Origin of the sequence: Acidiferrimicrobium sp. IK (assembly GCF_025499425.1) — a bacterium.
Taxonomy (GTDB): domain Bacteria; phylum Actinomycetota; class Acidimicrobiia; order Acidimicrobiales; family Palsa-688; genus Acidiferrimicrobium.
The window spans coordinates 124933-139742 of record NZ_JAIMCB010000003.1 but is presented as its reverse complement, the minus strand read 5'-3'; the positions used below and the strand labels follow the sequence as shown (position 1 = coordinate 139742).

At 65.5% G+C, this 14810-nt stretch carries 15 protein-coding genes, 1 tRNA gene and 1 pseudogene; 6 read left to right on the top strand and 11 right to left on the bottom strand.

Going from position 1 to position 14810, the window contains the following annotated elements; translation table 11 throughout:
* Nucleotides 1-17 precede the first annotated feature (17 nt).
* The 4 genes from K6U06_RS06280 to K6U06_RS06265 are packed head-to-tail and all read right to left on the bottom strand — an operon-like array spanning nucleotide 18 to nucleotide 3552.
* Nucleotides 18-800, bottom strand: coding sequence for a 2-keto-4-pentenoate hydratase (locus K6U06_RS06280; RefSeq protein WP_262321051.1), 783 nt, complete (start codon nucleotides 798-800; stop codon nucleotides 18-20).
* Nucleotides 797-1840: a 4-hydroxy-2-oxovalerate aldolase gene (gene dmpG, locus K6U06_RS06275; RefSeq protein ID WP_262321050.1), complete on the bottom strand. Its 1044-nt coding sequence runs from the start codon at nucleotides 1838-1840 to the stop codon at nucleotides 797-799. The genes K6U06_RS06280 and dmpG overlap by 4 nt, the downstream gene beginning before the upstream one ends.
* 4 nt (nucleotides 1841-1844) lie before the next feature.
* Nucleotides 1845-2738, bottom strand: coding sequence for an acetaldehyde dehydrogenase (acetylating) (locus K6U06_RS06270; protein ID WP_262321049.1), 894 nt, complete (start codon nucleotides 2736-2738; stop codon nucleotides 1845-1847).
* 28 nt (nucleotides 2739-2766) lie between these two features.
* Nucleotides 2767-3552 carry a 2-keto-4-pentenoate hydratase gene (locus K6U06_RS06265; protein ID WP_262321048.1) on the bottom strand — a complete coding sequence of 262 codons (786 nt, stop codon included), beginning with the start codon at nucleotides 3550-3552 and terminating at the stop codon, nucleotides 2767-2769.
* 297 nt (nucleotides 3553-3849) lie between these two features.
* Between K6U06_RS06265 and K6U06_RS06260 the strand changes: the two genes are divergently transcribed.
* The 5 genes and pseudogenes from K6U06_RS06260 to K6U06_RS24635 all read left to right on the top strand — a co-directional run bounded on the left by K6U06_RS06260 (nucleotide 3850) and on the right by K6U06_RS24635 (nucleotide 6509).
* Entirely contained in the window at nucleotides 3850-4218 is a 369-nt protein-coding gene (locus K6U06_RS06260) for a hypothetical protein (RefSeq protein ID WP_262321047.1), read from the top strand.
* 104 nt (nucleotides 4219-4322) lie between these two features.
* Nucleotides 4323-4559 (top strand): helix-turn-helix domain-containing protein, encoded by a 237-nt coding sequence (locus tag K6U06_RS24640; RefSeq protein ID WP_410050992.1) that lies wholly within the window; start codon nucleotides 4323-4325, stop codon nucleotides 4557-4559.
* Nucleotides 4546-5778 (top strand): HipA domain-containing protein, encoded by a 1233-nt coding sequence (locus K6U06_RS06255; protein WP_262321046.1) that lies wholly within the window; start codon nucleotides 4546-4548, stop codon nucleotides 5776-5778. Before K6U06_RS24640 ends, K6U06_RS06255 begins: the two co-directional genes overlap by 14 nt.
* 106 nt (nucleotides 5779-5884) lie before the next feature.
* Nucleotides 5885-6179: pseudogene (locus K6U06_RS06250) on the top strand (transposase); the annotation flags it as partial.
* Nucleotides 6180-6194: 15 nt separating this feature from the next.
* Nucleotides 6195-6509: a tyrosine-type recombinase/integrase gene (locus tag K6U06_RS24635; RefSeq protein WP_410051000.1), complete on the top strand. Its 315-nt coding sequence runs from the start codon at nucleotides 6195-6197 to the stop codon at nucleotides 6507-6509.
* Nucleotides 6510-7601: 1092 nt separating this feature from the next.
* Here K6U06_RS24635 and K6U06_RS06245 read toward each other — a convergent pair.
* The 3 genes from K6U06_RS06245 to K6U06_RS06235 form a co-directional block, all read right to left on the bottom strand.
* Nucleotides 7602-8984 carry a DUF4263 domain-containing protein gene (locus tag K6U06_RS06245; RefSeq protein ID WP_262321045.1) on the bottom strand — a complete coding sequence of 461 codons (1383 nt, stop codon included), beginning with the start codon at nucleotides 8982-8984 and terminating at the stop codon, nucleotides 7602-7604.
* Between the two features lie 384 nt (nucleotides 8985-9368).
* Nucleotides 9369-9632, bottom strand: coding sequence for a hypothetical protein (locus tag K6U06_RS06240; protein ID WP_262321044.1), 264 nt, complete (start codon nucleotides 9630-9632; stop codon nucleotides 9369-9371).
* A gap of 87 nt (nucleotides 9633-9719) precedes the next feature.
* Nucleotides 9720-9905, bottom strand: a complete 186-nt coding sequence (locus tag K6U06_RS06235) for a hypothetical protein (protein WP_262321043.1) — start codon at nucleotides 9903-9905, stop codon at nucleotides 9720-9722.
* A 419-nt stretch (nucleotides 9906-10324) separates the two neighbouring features.
* Between K6U06_RS06235 and K6U06_RS06230 the strand changes: the two genes are divergently transcribed.
* Nucleotides 10325-11398: a P63C domain-containing protein gene (locus K6U06_RS06230; protein ID WP_262321042.1), complete on the top strand. Its 1074-nt coding sequence runs from the start codon at nucleotides 10325-10327 to the stop codon at nucleotides 11396-11398.
* Between the two features lie 1650 nt (nucleotides 11399-13048).
* Here K6U06_RS06230 and K6U06_RS06225 read toward each other — a convergent pair.
* The 4 genes from K6U06_RS06225 to K6U06_RS06210 form a co-directional block, all read right to left on the bottom strand.
* Nucleotides 13049-13121: transfer RNA gene (locus K6U06_RS06225), tRNA-Val, on the bottom strand.
* A gap of 63 nt (nucleotides 13122-13184) precedes the next feature.
* Nucleotides 13185-13517 (bottom strand): WhiB family transcriptional regulator, encoded by a 333-nt coding sequence (locus tag K6U06_RS06220; RefSeq protein WP_316044694.1) that lies wholly within the window; start codon nucleotides 13515-13517, stop codon nucleotides 13185-13187.
* 136 nt (nucleotides 13518-13653) lie between these two features.
* Nucleotides 13654-13860, bottom strand: coding sequence for a hypothetical protein (locus K6U06_RS06215; protein ID WP_262321041.1), 207 nt, complete (start codon nucleotides 13858-13860; stop codon nucleotides 13654-13656).
* A gap of 142 nt (nucleotides 13861-14002) precedes the next feature.
* The gene (locus tag K6U06_RS06210) at nucleotides 14003-14791 is read right to left on the bottom strand and encodes an inositol monophosphatase family protein (RefSeq protein WP_262321040.1); all 789 of its coding nucleotides are present in this window, start codon (nucleotides 14789-14791) and stop codon (nucleotides 14003-14005) included.
* Nucleotides 14792-14810 lie beyond the last annotated feature (19 nt).

The following is a 14810-nucleotide window of genomic DNA, read 5'->3' as shown; positions in this document are numbered from 1 at the left end:
CCTTTTCGCCGCTCCGGTCAGACGGCGCGGACGCTCACCGATCCGAGGTGGGCGAAGGTTGCCGCGACGGAGTGGCCGGGCTCCAACGGGACCGACGGTGTAAGCCCACCGGAGAAGACCAGCCAGCCAGCCTCCACCGCTTCGGAGCGACCTGCCAGCCAGTTGGCGAGGAGGGCGACCGCCTCGGCCGGATGCCCTAGACACGCCGCGCCGGCGGCGGTCATCGAGGGGTCGCCGTCTTGTTCGAGGATCAAGCCGAGGAGGCGCAGGTCGAGCGATGACGGGTCGAGGACCCGCGGCCCGAGCACCACTCCCGCCTCGGAGGTGTTGTCGGCGATCACGTCCGGCGCGGCGAACGAGAAGTCGGCGAAGCGGGAGTCGAGGATCTCCAGCCCACAGCAGATTCCCTCGGTGGCCGCCATGACGTCGGCGGCGGTTACCCCTGGGCCTTCTAGGCGTTCGCCCATGACGAACACGATCTCCGGCTCGACCCTGGGGTGGATGAGGGTGCCGGTGCGTACTGGGGTTTCGGCCGGGTGGACGGTGCTGGCGAAGATCCGGCCGTAGACGGGCTGGTCGAGCTGCATCTGGGATTGCTTGGCCCGCGAGGTGAGCCCGAGCTTGACGCCGATGACCGGGTCTCCCCGGTCCGCCCGCCGGCGGGTGCGCTCGTCTTGGACCCGGTAGGCGTCCTCGACGGTCAACTCCGGGTACGCCTCACTCAACCGGGGGATGGCGGCGCGGCGAGCGACGGCGGCGTCGAGGATGTCTGCGCAGGCGCCGACGAGGTCCTCGCTCACCGGGCGGCTTCCGCCAGCGGACCAGCCTCGGCCAGCGTCGCGGCGATGTGGATGATCTGGTCCTCCTGGCCGCCGACGAGGTGCTGGCGGCCGCACTCGAGGAGGATCTCCGCGCCGCTGACGTCGTAGCGGTCCGCCGCCCGGTAGGCGTGCTTGAGGAACGACGAGTAGACGCCCGCGTATCCCATGATGATCGCCAGGCGATCCTTGACGCACTCGGCGTCCATGATCGGGCGCACTACGTCCTCGGCCACGTCGAGCAGTCCGAGGACGTCGATCCCGGTTCGGATCCCGAGTCGCTCCGCGACGGCGACGAAGCACTCGAGGGGCGTGTTGCCGGCGCCGGCGCCGAAGGAACGGGTCGAACCGTCTATCTGAAGCGCTCCGGCCCGAACCGCGCTGACAGTGTTGGCCACCGACAGCCCCAGGTTCTCGTGGGCGTGGAAGCCGACCTGGGCGTCGTCGCCCAGCTCGGCGCGCACCGCTTCGACCCTCCGGCCGGCGTCCTCGAGGATCATCGCACCAGCGGAGTCGACGACATAAACGCACTGGCAACCGGCGTCGGCCATGATGCGGGCCTGCGCGGCCAGGACCTCTGGGGGCTGGCTGTGCGCCATCATCAAGAACCCGACCGTCTCGAGCTGCAACTCCCTGGCCAGCCCGAAGTGCTGGATCGAGATGTCGGCCTCGGTGCAGTGGGTGGCGACGCGGATGATCGACAGGCCCAGGTCCGCGGCCATCTTGATGTCGTCCTTGGTGCCCAACCCGGGCAGCATCAACGCGGCGATCTTGGCCCGGGTGGCGGTTTGCACTGCGGTGTCGATGAGGGCCATCTCGTCGGTGAGTGACAGCCCGTAGTTGTAGGACGATCCGCCCAGCCCGTCGCCGTGGCTGACCTCGATCACAGGCATGCCGACCGCGTCGAGGGCGCTCACAGTGGAGCGCACCTGGTCGACGGTGAACTGGTGGCGCTTGGCGTGGGACCCGTCACGGAGGCTGGTGTCGGTGAGTCGGATGTCGAGGGTGTCGGAGTAGGGCATGCGGTCAGCTCCTCGCGCCGAGGAGGGCCGAGGCCAGCTCCTCACCGGTCTTGGTCGCGGCGGCGGTCATGATGTCCAAGTTGCCGGAGTACGGCGGCAGGAAGTCCCCGGCTCCCTCGACCTCGATGAAGATCGCCACTCTTAGGGATCCGTCGCTGTCGTCGAACTGCGGCTCGCCGCGCAGCCGGTAGCCGGGCACATAGCCCTGGACCTCGACAACCATGTCGCGCACCGACTGGGCGACTTTGCCCCGGTCGGTCGCCGGGTCGAGCGAGCAGTAGATGGTGTCCCGCATGATCAGCGGAGGATCGGCCGGGTTGAGGATGATGATGGCCTTCCCGCGACCTGCACCCCCGAGGACCTCTACCGCCCTGGATGTGGTCCGGGTGAACTCGTCGATGTTGTTGCGGGTCCCGGGCCCGGCCGAAGCGGAGGCGACAGTGGCGACGATCTCGGCGTAGTCGACCGGGGCGACCCGGCTCACCGCGTGCACCATCGGGATGGTGGCCTGGCCGCCACAGGTGACCATATTGAGGTTCATGGCGCCGATGTGCTCGTGGAGGTTCACCGGGGGCACCACGTAGGGCCCTCGGGCCGCTGGCGTCAGGTCGATGGCTCGAATCCCGGCCTCCTCGTAGCGGGGCGCGTTGCGGACATGGACGTAGGCGCTGGTGGCCTCGAAGACCAGCGCCGGCGGCTCCGGCCGGGCGAGGAGCCAGTCGACGCCGTCACTGGAGGCCTCCAGCCCGAGGTCGGCGGCCAGGCGCAGGCCGGCTGAGTCCGGGTCGACCCCGACCATGTAGCGGGGCTCGATGACCTCGGAGCGCAGGAGTTTGTAGAGCAGGTCGGTCCCGATGTTGCCGGGACCGACGATGGCGGCGGTGACCTTGTTTGTCATGGGACCTCCGTGGTGTCGAGCGGGTGGGTCAGCAGAAGCGGGCGGTCACGTCGCCGAGCACGTCGAACTCGGCGCGGATGACGTCGCCGGGCGCGACCTCGACCATCCGGGTGCAAGCGCCGGGCATCACGATCTGGCCGGCTTCGAGGGTCACTCCGAAGGCGGCCACCTTGTTGGCCAGCCACGCCACCGCGGTTATCGGGTTGCCGAGAACCGCGCCGCTGCAGCCGGTCTCGACAATCTCTCCGTTCTTGCGCAGCAAGGCGCCGATCAGGGCCGGGTCCAGCCCGCTGAGGCTGGTGGGGCGACCGCCGAGCACGACACCTGCCGATGAGGCGTTGTCGGCGATCGTGTCTTGGATCCGGATCCGCCAGTCGACCACTCTCGAGTCGACGATCTCGATCGACGGTAGGAGGAAGTCCACGGCCCGGAGCACGTCGGCCACGGTTACGCCGGGACCCGCCAGGCCGGTACGTAGCACCACCGCGACCTCGATCTCGGCGCGGGGCTGGATGAACCGTCCGGTGTCGATGGGGTCGTGCTCGTAGAAGAACATGTCGTCGAGGAGGTGGCCGTAGTCGGGCTCGTGGACGCCGAGCATCTGCTGCATGGCCCGGGAAGACAACCCGACCTTGTGGCCCCGGACGACACCGCCGGCCGCCAAGCGCCGCTCGATGTTCACCAGCTGCACTTGGTACGCGTCGTCGACGCCGAAGTCCGGCCAGTCATCGCTCAGCGGTTCGATGGGCTTGCCGTCCCGCTGCGCATCCCACAGCGCATCGGCCGCGCCTTGCCACCGGCCCGCGTCGGCCATCTGCTCTCCCTCCTGGTACCTCGCTCCATCCTTCGGTTCCGGTGAAGGGGGGTCAACCATGCGGTTCCGCTCAGCGGGACGGGACCGGGGATCGCCCCTGTTGGATCCGCACTTCCGGGGCCGGATGACCACGGTGGGTGGCCGGGTGTTGTAGCCGTGCAACCGACCCCTGCTCGGCTCTTGCGAAGTCTGAAGGCAGAAGCCGTGCAAGCGAGGTCGGCCCCGTGATTTCACTGCTTGGGCCCTCGCGACTACCGGCTCATTCCACCCACTGTGCCGGGCTGGTCCGGTCGTGCTTTGCACGACGGCGGGGTGATGCGGGAGGACGTGCGGTGCATGGACGAACTCCCCGATCCTGAGCTCGCTGCGGTTGAAACCGCCCGGCGTCGTGAGCGGCTCCATGCCGACCTACGCGCCGGTGGCTCTATCACGGTGGAGCAGCTGGCCGCCGGGCGCCGCGTCACGGTGGCCTGGGCTTCCCAGTTGATCGCCGAGTGGTGTCCGCGTCGGCAGCTGTTCGTCATCGACGGGGACGACCAGCACCTCGTCCCAGCCTTCCTGCTCGACGAGACCCTCAGCCCACGACCGGAGCTGACGGCAGGACCCCCGGCTCGACGACCCGGTCAAAGGCGCAAGTTGTGGTTCACCAGTGGCAACCCGATGTGACCCTCCGGGCACAATCTGAGATGAGTGCTAAGTGTGCCCGAGGAGGCACAATTGAGGTATGCTGAGGATGTGCCTGATGAGGCACATACACCTGGAGGGTGTGGATGCAGACGTGGATCGTACGCTCGGGAGGGGATTTCGGCCGGGCCATAGCCGAGCTCCGGCACGCTCATGGCCTGACCCAGAGTGAGCTGGCGGAGCAGGGAGGGTTGTCGCGCCCTTGGTTGGCCAAGCTCGAAGCTGGCCGTTCGACCCCCGTCCTTGATCATCTCCTCAGGCTGACTCGCCGGCTCGGAGCCACCGTCACGATCACCTTCGATGGTGGCAATGGCCCGGCCTGAGCCGCTCGGCGTCTGGCTGCACGGATTCCGGGTAGCCGAACTGACCACCTCCGGTCCCGGCGACGTCACCCTCCGCTACAGCAAGGAGGCCCTGCGGCAATGGCCGCGCAACACCCCCGTGCTGTCGTGCTCCCTGCCCCTCACCGACAGACGGCAGAAGGCCGGCGTCTACTTCAAGGGGATGCTCCCCGAAGGCCAGCACCTGCAGGCTCTCGCCGCCCAGGCGAAGGTCTCGACCATCGACATCTTCGGCCTGCTCGCGCGCTACGGCCGCGACGTCGCCGGCGCCACCGTGATCTCGCCCACTGAGCCGGAGGACCGCCCGGGCCGCCTCGAGCCCTACGATCAGGTCAGCCTGGCTGAAGAGGTCGCCAACCTCGAAGACCATCCCCTCGGCGTCCACCACGACAGCGAACTGTCCATCGCTGGCCTACAGAACAAGCTGCTGCTCATCGCTGACGGCGACGGCTGGGGCCGGCCCGTCGCCGGCAGACCCTCGACCCACATCCTCAAGATCGAGGACCGCCGCTACCCGGGCCTGGTCACCATGGAAGCCGCCTGCCTGCGCCTGGCCCGCACCGTCGGACTGACCAGCGTCGATGTCACCCTCGCGACCATCGCAGAACTCCCCTGCATCATCGTGTCCCGCTTCGACCGGCGCGTCGAAGCCGACGGGACAGTGGCGCGGGTCCACCAAGAGGACGCCTGCCAAGCCCTCGGCCGCGACCCTGATGCCAACCGCGGGAAGGGCAAATACGAGGCGGCGGGCGGCCCCGCCCTGGTCGAAGTGGCGGCACTTCTCGATCGCTGGGCCGCCGAACCGCTCAGCGAACTGGAACGGCTTGTGGCCGTGGTCACGTTCACGGTGGCCATAGGCAACGGGGACGCTCACGGCAAGAACCTCAGCCTGCTGCACGACACCCCAGGAAGCGTCTGCCTCGCTCCCCTCTACGACACCGTCCCCACCGTGCTGTGGCCGAAGCTGCCCGACCGGGCCGCCATGTACATCAACCACAAGACCAAGCTCTCAGCCGTCACCCTCGACGACATTGTCGCCGAGGCAGTCCGATGGCGGCTCGCTCCCCAAACAGCCCGCAGGGCCGCCACCGCCACCGCCGAGCACCTCCTGGCCGCACTCGATGCCGAAGGCGCACCCGAGGCGCTCAGCGTGGTTATCCGCACCCGCCTCCAAGCGCTCCTTTCTACAAAGCCTGGCTAGCCCATGGGCATCCCCCACTGGGTCGGACACCTAGTGGGGGATGTCCACCTAACGGTGTTTCTGGCCTGAAACGCTGAGCGGAGAGCTCGGCGAGGAGGGTGCAGACATGACTGCAACACTGGACGAGATGGCTAAGCGCAAGCCGCCGGCGGAGGTGACCGCGGAGCAGCAGGCCGCGGTCGAGCTGGTCCGCGTGGCCAAGGAGAAGGGCCTGTCGCTGACCGCCTGACGGGCTGCTCAAGTCGTTGACGAAGTCGGTGATCGAGATGGCCTTGGGCGAGGAGATGACCGATCATCTCGGCTACGCCAAGCATGACCCGGCCGGGACCGGCGCAGAGAATATCCGCAACGGCAACCGAACCAAGACGGTGATCTCAGGCAACACCGGTCCGGGGAGTGTAACTACAACGGTGTAACTGTCCACTTACAGTACCCCGCTGCAGTACAACAACTGGCGGTACCGGATCTGGGTACCAGCCACCCGAGCGGCAGGCCTCGACGGACTGCGCTTCCACGATCTCCGCTCGAACGCGGCGACCGCCCTCGTTGCGCCCGGCCTCGACATCAAGACGGTCCAGAGCCGGCGCGGCCATTCGACGCCGGTGCTGACCCTGCAGATCTACGCCAGGGCTACCGCGGAAGCCGACCGCGCTGCCGCCGAGGCCGTCAGCGAACGCCTCCGTCCGCGCGATAGACGCGCGATGCGCCCTTCGGCGGCAGCCCCCGGCTGACGTACCCAGGGGACGAAACCCCTCTGAGCTGGGGGTTTGTGAGTGGGCGCTGAGGGACTCGAACCCCCGACCACCGCCTTGTAAGCACGTCTAGGGGGTGAAGATTATCTCGATGGGTATTCAACCGGCGACCGCATAACAGCAGCTCAGGCGGCTCACGTGGGCTTGATGGCGGGGGCTTCTACCGCACTTGGAAGCCGAGAACTGCGTACGCAGTGCCGCTACCAGGCCTTATGCGTGGTCACGTTTTGGTCACGGCACCGGGACAAGTCCATGCAGCAAACGGGCATGCAGTCAACGAGTACTCCTCTCGATCCGGGGGGTCGAGAGCCCCGGAAGTCCTGGTTACCTCCTCGTCCGCCGCCATCAGCAGCGGGCCGTCGGAAGGAAAGGTAAGTCGCACCCTGACCCGACAGCAGCCCACGAACGGGGCGATGAGCTCCAGGGAGGTTCAGGTGCACGAGATCAGAGAACTTCTGTGCTGTGGTTGGTGGCGAGAGCGGCCGGGCGATCACCCTGCACTGCTCGAGACGGTGTCGGTCGACAATGACGGCACGACCACCACGGGGAGCAGCACGGTCGCTGGACTGGACCCTACGATCACCGGCAACGCCTTCGCCACGTCCGCGGAGGGATCCTGTCCCGCCCGTGGCCACACTCCCTGGCCGCCTCGATGGGCACATAGGGCCTACCGTCGCGGATGAGGCGGTGCGTCGTCCTCCAGGATGACGAGCGGAGGACGAGGACTGACACGGACAGCATGAAAAGCCCCGGACGTCTGCCACAGACGTTATTGGCGACTTCGCGGATGCAACGGGACCACTTCCTCGGCGGCTTCCCGTAAACGCCGCCGAGCACCGCCCGCCGATCGTCGTGACCCGCCCGTGGACCCGAGCGAAGATACTTCGTCTGACCGCCAGGTAACCGACCCGCCACCAAGCTCCATCGTGCAGCCGGCAGCCGAGGCCGTCAGCACCACTCAGCGTGGGCTTGAGCAGGCTTCGCCTATCACACCACCATCAAGCACGGGGGCCGCCGACGTCGGTCTGCTGCTGTTGGCCTTTGTCCAGATATCTCGCCAGCACCTCAACGTCAGACAGTCAGAGCGGACAGGTGCCCATATGCAATCTTGGCGCGATCGAGAAGGGCGTCATAAGTGAAGATCTCATCGACGGCGAGTTGCTGACGAACAAGGCTCAAATATCGCTTCGACTCTCGCGGCAACGCAATAGCGCTGTCCCTGCCCAGAATGATTGCCGTCCGAAAGTTTCCTGCGACCAATCCAGGGTAGACATCATTCAGTAGGCTCGCATGCCGCGCTATGTAATCCTTCCACTCCCCGATCTGGAAGGCCGCCTGCGTTAGCTGGGCGCGCGTTTCTCCTCGGGACGTATCTGGACGCTTACCTGGACGCTCCAATTCGATCAGCCGATAGGTGTCATCCGGGTACTGAACGAGAAAATCGGGTTCGACATACTCCTTGCCGATTGGCGAATGTCCCCCTGGATATTGGAAGCGAGGCTTCGACGCCACCAACCCATACACGTCAATCAATATGGGATTTTCATACAAGAATTGGTGATACACATCCTCAGAATCGACTCGGTCCTCGTTTAGCAGCCGTTCGAGGTTCGTGATTGCTTCAGCAAGCGCTACAAGGGTCTTGTCCAAGTTGGGTGGGTCGGCAGAACCAAGGAACGTGATGGACCCGCCACTGTCTTGAAGGTCCCCGCCATAGTCCCATCGAATGTCGAGGCTGACCCTTGCCGCCGTTGACCTGGGATCCCAAGCTGCGACATCTAGATGTCTTCCTACCTCTATGTAACGAAAGAAGTGGCGGTAATTGCGGTCGGCAGTCGTAAATCCAATATTGCGCAATTTCCTAGTCATCCAGAAGGGGGAGGCTTCGTCAGGGATGTGGAAGTCCAGGACGCTTAGGACGCCGAAGGTGAGGCGCGACAAAAGGTCCTCTAATGAAATATTGTAACGCTTAACTCGCACGGGCTTACCAGAGCAGTTAGCTTGCACGTCCTCCAGCGGAGCGGGAAAGTTTCCTGTCCACACTTCAATTGGTAGTTTCTTGGGACTAACTATCCGGTATATCCCAATGTTGCCCCCAAGGATACCCTGCTCCGCTAAAAGTTTACGGATCGAGTCAGGGACCACTGTAGGTTGGTAGTCAATCATCATCGCGGGGCCGCCGGCGATATGCCATGCCTCATTCCGCGGAATACCGGCACTGTCCACAATCGCCCAGCCGTTCGTGCCGAGGAGGCACTCGACCGGAGAGTCGTCTAGGTACGTAGATAGCTGGGGTCGTGGCGGATAACCAGCACCACGAGGCGGTCTCGACGTCAGGCGCCCATAGGCTGACCGGTAGTGAGCGACATACGCACCGAGATAGCTGTGGATCCGCTCGACACTGTTCTCCGACACGGCGTCGAGCCTTGCACACAACTCCCGCATCTGCGCCATCGAACATAACGAATGTCCAAAGCGATACCGACGAGGGCCCGCGATTCGGCAGGCAGGATGGGTGGTAGGTGGGTGGTGCCCTTAGCACCGGTGGTGACGCTGGCGTGACCGTAGGGTCGGGTGCTCGAGTCCGGTGTGACCTGCGAACCTCGGTTGTCTCACGGAGGATCTGTCAGCCGGAGCCCACGAGTTCCCGGCACCAACCGGTGCCGTGGGCCTGATCTCCCTGACCTACACAAGAGGTCGGCCTTTACATCCTTGCTAGTCAGTGCATGCGTTTGGCTGTGGCCATCGCAGGCAGACAGGTCATTGCCGGCAGGTTGACACCCCCAGGCGAGTAGTCCGTCAGTTTGAGCGATAGTGCGTCCTGACCACTCGCGGAAGTTAGCGGCCAAGCAGACCGGCGATCTGCTTGTCGCTCCACGCGTAGGTGGCGACGCCGGCTGACATGGCTGGTGTGGTGGGGCGGTCATAGCGCCTGGTCAGCGTCTCGTGGGGCCGAGTGAAGTTGTAGTGCATGAAGTGGAGAGAGGCGGCAGCGGCGTGGGTCTCGACCTTCTGGGAGAAGGCGTTAGTGAGCCAGGTGAAGCGGCGCATGCCCATCCGCATGGTGAGGTTGGCCCACTCCACGTAGCTGGTGGACACCATGCGGAGTCGGGGTCGCCGCAGACCTTTCGCTCCCCCGATACTGGTGCAGACCGCCGGGCTGTAACGGCGGTCGCCGCCCTGAGCGCCTTAGTCCTTGACCACGATGGCGTAGTCGATGTTGTTCCCCCACAAGGCGTCCACGAGCGGCGGGTAGGACGCGAAGCCGTCGGTGGTGAGCTGGATTCGACGGCCCGGCGGCAAGCGAGAGCGCACGCCGGACAGGAACACGTAGCAGTCCTGTGTGGTGCCCTCACCAACAAACCAGGACACCATGAGCTTGGTCTCGGCGTCGATGGCGGCCCACGTTCACAGGTCGCCGTATTCGTGATCTTCGGTGACGTGGCGTTCCTTGGCGCCGACGAACGACCCGATCTCGTCGGGTTTCCACCCGGTTGGAGGACAGGTTCGTCAGCGCTACGTCCTGATAGGTGGAGCAGGCGACGCCTAGGTCGAGCAGGACATTGGTGATCGTGCCCTTGGCGGACCCGGTCACCCGCACCGTCGCCCGAATCGACATGCCCTCGCACAGGCGTGGGGCGGCCCTGCTTGCCCGCCCATGCATGCCTGGCCAAGTTGGCCGGCAACAGCGCTCTGCAGGGCCTCTGACCTGCATCTTTCTTCCTAGCCAAGACGGGCGGTGTCGTGACCTGCTACCGTAACCTTGCCCGAGCAAGCATCGCAAGGAGAATCGGATGGCCCCTGATAAATCGCCAGACCTAACCAGCGCCGCCGGCGCACTGTCTCGGCAGGGCGCTAGCAAGGGTGGCAAGGCTCGCGCCGAACGACTAACCGAGGACGAGCGGAAAGAGATTGCGAGGAACGCAGCGCTTGCCCGATGGGGTAGCGACCTTCATGTTGCGACCCACGAAGGCGAATTGCAGATTGGAGATCAGAGCATTGCTTGCGCCGTGCTAGAAGACGGCACAAGGGTACTGAGCCAGGCAACCATGCTGGTTGCGCTGGGCCGGCATAGCGAGAAATCGCGACGGGGGGTGGAAGGTGACAAACGGCCTCCTTTTCTCTCGGCCGCCAACCTGCAGAGGTTCATCACACCCGCCATACTTGAAAAGTCGACGCCCATCGCTTATCGACCAGTATCACCAGGTGGGCGCGCATGGGGATATCAAGCAGAGCTTCTTCCGATGGTCTGTGATGTCTACCTACAGGCTCGCAGAGAGAGAGTCCTCGTCCCCAGCCAACGGCACACGGCTGCGTCGGCTGAAGTCCTTGTCCGTGGGCTGGCGATGCTGGGCATCGTGGCCCTGGTCGACGAGGCGACCGGCTACCAAGAGACACGGGCACGCAACGAGCTACAACAGATCCTCGCCCGTTACGTCCAGGCCGAGCTTCGGCCGTGGACGAAGATGTTCCCCGATGAATTCTTTCGCGAGATCTACAGGTTGCAAGGGTGGGAGTATCGCCCCGGAACTGCGAAGCGAACTCCATACGTTGGGCATCTCGTGAACAAGTACATCTATGAGCAACTGCCGCCGGGGGTTCTTGATGAGCTGCGAAGACTCAATCCACGGAATGAGCATGGAAATAGATCTAAGCGGTTCCACCAATTTTTGACTGCCGATACTGGCAATCCCCACCTTGACAAACAGATCTCAACAATAACTACTCTGCTCCGCATTTCCAGCAACAAAACGGAGTTTGAGAGCCTATTTGAACGTGCGTTTCCGCCGATTCAGCCGAGATTGCCCTTTGTGGTGCCGCTGTCATCCGAGACACCCGACGAGGGTGAAGAGTCAGCTACGGCTTGACCACCGGCCAGCAGTCGGCCTTTCGTGCCGCCTCAGAACGTTGCTCCCGCGTCATCTTCTCCGCCCGGGCCTTCCCGCCCCGGAGGCCGCCCTTCCGGCCCAAGGCGACCGCTGCGGGTCCTTCCCGCCGTCCCTCGTCAGCTGTCGGTTCTTCGGTGCCAGTGGCCTTCGCCACCACCAAGGCGGCTACCTGGTTGATGTCGCTGGCATGCGTGAACGTTTGGCATGCCACCGCTCTACAGACCGCCAGCCGAGCCGGGAGCTGGCCGCTCGAAGGTCCGCAAATCGGAACGGACCAACCACCCCAAGCGGACGGCCCTATGCTGCCATCTTGGGTGGGGTCAGCGCGCTGTCGGGGGTAGAGAGATTCCCGGTGAACCCTGCCGGCTGCGCCGCCGCGCTGCGCTGGGTGCTCTAGTAGGCACCGTCACTTCGGTCGGGGTGAAAGGGGCGGCAAGCTACCGCGCGGGTCTGACCTGCCATCCCGCGACTGACGTCTTGACGGTGGCGGGTTGCCGGGTTCCCCTCGTTCGCTCGAGGGTGGGTGGCGCTCAAACGCCTTCCGGCCGACGTCGGCTGCGACGTTGAGCCGAGATAGCCCGCGCTTCCTCGATCGCGCCTACGAACAGTTGAGGCAGGTCCGGCCCGGGCGTCTCCCGAAGTCGCGGACCGAGGGCGTCGACCAACGCGGCCAAGGTCACGCCGTGCTCGGCAGCGAGATCCCGCCAGGCAGTGTAGCTCTCCCGAGAAACCGAGGCATACAACGTGGCGCGGTCGTCAGTCACGAGCTAGTGGCTAGTAGGAAAGTTATTGCTATGTGGTCCTATGTGTAGCTAGGTTCACGTCGATGCATTCTCCCCGGCGCCCAGGGCGACCGTCAGTGCTCTTGACGAAGGCAGAGCGCCTTCTCATCGAGGAGGTGGTTGCCGCCGAAGTGGCCCGTAGGAGCCATCTAGATCAGGACGGCTTGGTGGCGATCCTGGCGGCAGCCAATGTGGGCGACCCCGGGGTTGCCGTCTACGGCGTTATCGCAACTGTTCGCGAGGCGCTGGCAATGGGACAAACGGTTCAACTCGCGGGGCTGGGGTCATTCGAGCAGCGGGTGCGCCGGACGGGCCAGCGGAGGATGCCCCATGGGGACCCGCTCCCACCAACCACGACAGGAGTCGGTTTCTCGCCAGCAAGCTCCCTGGTGTTCTTAGTCCGCGACAGAGCAGCGCACAGGTAAGACAAGGTGCTCGACGACACGGCGGACCACCACCCGTCTCTCAAGCGATGGGTCTTCAGGATCGACCCGGCGGTGGCTTCCAGGATTGAAGATCTTGCCCGTGAACTCAGCGTCTCGGTCAGCGCCCTCGGATGCGCCTCGTTGGAACTACTAGCTCGTGATCACAGACTTGCCCCAGACAGCCCGCAGGAAGCTCTCACGTGGCTGAGGACGCGCGCCCGGGCAATCGACGCGAGCAGACGACGACGAACGCCGGCTGCTACTCGAGGTCAGATCCCGCAGTCCCGTGGCCGGTCGTGACCATTAATGGTCACGTTTCGGCCCTCATCGTGACCACAGTTGCATGAACCATCAACTGTTCTCCGACTCATCCAACTCCATCCGAGCACAAGAAGTGGCCTCTGACCTGCAGGTTTGCAACGTGGGCGCTGAGGGATTTGAACCCCCGACTACCGCCTTGTAAGGGCGGCGCTCTACCAACTGAGCTAAGCGCCCGGGACGGCCAATGGTAGTGGCCAATCCCGGGGCTCAGCCGATCCGGCCGGTTCCCGGCCTCAGTCAGGCCGTGAGCTGGATGCTCTCCTCGGCCGGACGGTTCTTCGGTGGCCTGCCCCGCTTGCGCTTCTGGGCCAGGATCTTGCCGTTGGCGAAGAGATGGCCGCCCCAAACACCCCAGGGTTCCTGGCGCTCGAGGGCTCCCTGCAGGCAGGGCTCGGCCACCGGGCAGCCGGCGCAGATGGCCTTGGCCCGGTTGATGTCGGGGATCTGGTCGGAGAAGAACAGGCCCGTGGCGGCCCCGGTCTCGTCGCGGCAGCGGGCCTCGTCCCACTGCAGCGACGAGGCTTTACTCAGCGCGTCCATCAGTTCGTCGATCAGTTGCGGGGCGAACATGTCGCCTTCCCTTTCAGTCGTTGCACGGGTGCGTGTGGTGGTTGCTGGTCCTCGTCGGTCGGTCGTTTGGCAATAAGAAAGGCCGCCGGGAATTTCCCGGCGGCCTTCGAGCCCGTCAATCGGAGCATGTCTGGTGCTATCCAGAACATGGTCCCGAGAGGCTCGAAGGCCACACGTTGATGGCGTCGGCCGCCACCATGTGGAGCTTCGTGTCCTGCACGCGCGGACGCGCGGACCCGGTGGTGAACCCGGTCGCACCGGTACCCCCGTAGACGCCCGTCCAGCCCGAAACTGAGCGCGCGGGAGCCAGGGCGACGATGCGCGGGTCGATCTTGGTGCCCATCTCGTCCTCCTCCCTGCTCTACGCCCGGACGGCGGCCAGAGGACGACCCCCCGGCTCGACGTATCCCAGCACGTCCGGTTCGTCCCGTCAACAGAATTACGGGATTTCCGGCGGCTGGAACGAACGTTCCTGCGCTCGGGTCTCAGTCCGCTGGTGGCGGCCCTTCGGAGAGCGACACGCGGGCAGCGACGACCGTGGCCAGCAGCTCGGGGGTGGCCGCCGCGACCGCGGTGCGTCGGGGACCGAACTCCCTCACCACCAGGTCACGCCCGAACGCCTCCCCCACCGCGGCGCCTGACTCCTGACAGATCAGCATGCCGCCGAGGTAGTCCCAAGGCGCCAGGGATGTGCCGCCGCAGTCGACGAACGCGTCGAGCGACCCGCACGCCACCGCGCACAGGTCGAGGGCCGCGGCGCCGAGGGAACGGAACTGCGACCACCCCAAGTACGTCCCCGGGTAGCCGGAGAAAGCCACGATGGAGGCGCCGATGTCGGTGGCCCCGCTCGGAGCGATGGGCACCCCGTCTCGGGTGGCCCCTCCGCCGCGGATCGCCGCGAAGCGGGTGCCGGTGGCCTGGTTGACCACCACCGCGGCCAGCGGCCCGTGCCGGTCGAGGGCGCAGGCGCTCGTCGCCCACCACGGCAGGCCGCGGCTGGCGTTGGTCGAACCGTCGACGGGGTCGAGGACCACGATCACGTCCCGGTCCGGGTGGTGAGCCCCGGACTCCTCCGACACCGCGCCGAAACCGGCGGCGTCGATGACCTCGAGGGCCGCCTGGTCCGCCACCAGGTCGCTCTTGTACTGGCCTTCCCTGGTCCCGGCCAGTCCCCAGTCCCCGAGGCCTTCAAGGCTGGCCTTGACCGCGGAGGCCACCTCGTGGAGCACCTCTAGGACGGAGGCGTCAGTGGTCACTCGTCCGCCTGCGGTCACACCTGGACGGTACCGTGCT

Excerpts from the sequence above, each read along its gene's own strand:
- dmpG (WP_262321050.1), bottom strand. The coding sequence starts at position 1,840 with ATGCCCTACTCCGACACCCTCGACATCCGACTCACCGACACCAGCCTC.
- K6U06_RS24640 (WP_410050992.1), top strand. The coding sequence starts at position 4,323 with ATGCAGACGTGGATCGTACGCTCGGGAGGGGATTTCGGCCGGGCCATA.
- K6U06_RS06270 (WP_262321049.1), bottom strand. The coding sequence starts at position 2,738 with ATGACAAACAAGGTCACCGCCGCCATCGTCGGTCCCGGCAACATCGGG.
- K6U06_RS06245 (WP_262321045.1), bottom strand. The coding sequence starts at position 8,984 with ATGGCGCAGATGCGGGAGTTGTGTGCAAGGCTCGACGCCGTGTCGGAG.
- K6U06_RS06255 (WP_262321046.1), top strand. The coding sequence starts at position 4,546 with ATGGCCCGGCCTGAGCCGCTCGGCGTCTGGCTGCACGGATTCCGGGTA.
- K6U06_RS06235 (WP_262321043.1), bottom strand. The coding sequence starts at position 9,905 with ATGGTGTCCTGGTTTGTTGGTGAGGGCACCACACAGGACTGCTACGTG.
- K6U06_RS06240 (WP_262321044.1), bottom strand. The coding sequence starts at position 9,632 with ATGGTGTCCACCAGCTACGTGGAGTGGGCCAACCTCACCATGCGGATG.
- K6U06_RS06230 (WP_262321042.1), top strand. The coding sequence starts at position 10,325 with ATGGCCCCTGATAAATCGCCAGACCTAACCAGCGCCGCCGGCGCACTG.
- K6U06_RS06220 (WP_316044694.1), bottom strand. The coding sequence starts at position 13,517 with ATGTTCGCCCCGCAACTGATCGACGAACTGATGGACGCGCTGAGTAAA.
- K6U06_RS06215 (WP_262321041.1), bottom strand. The coding sequence starts at position 13,860 with ATGGGCACCAAGATCGACCCGCGCATCGTCGCCCTGGCTCCCGCGCGC.
- K6U06_RS06265 (WP_262321048.1), bottom strand. The coding sequence starts at position 3,552 with ATGGCCGACGCGGGCCGGTGGCAAGGCGCGGCCGATGCGCTGTGGGAT.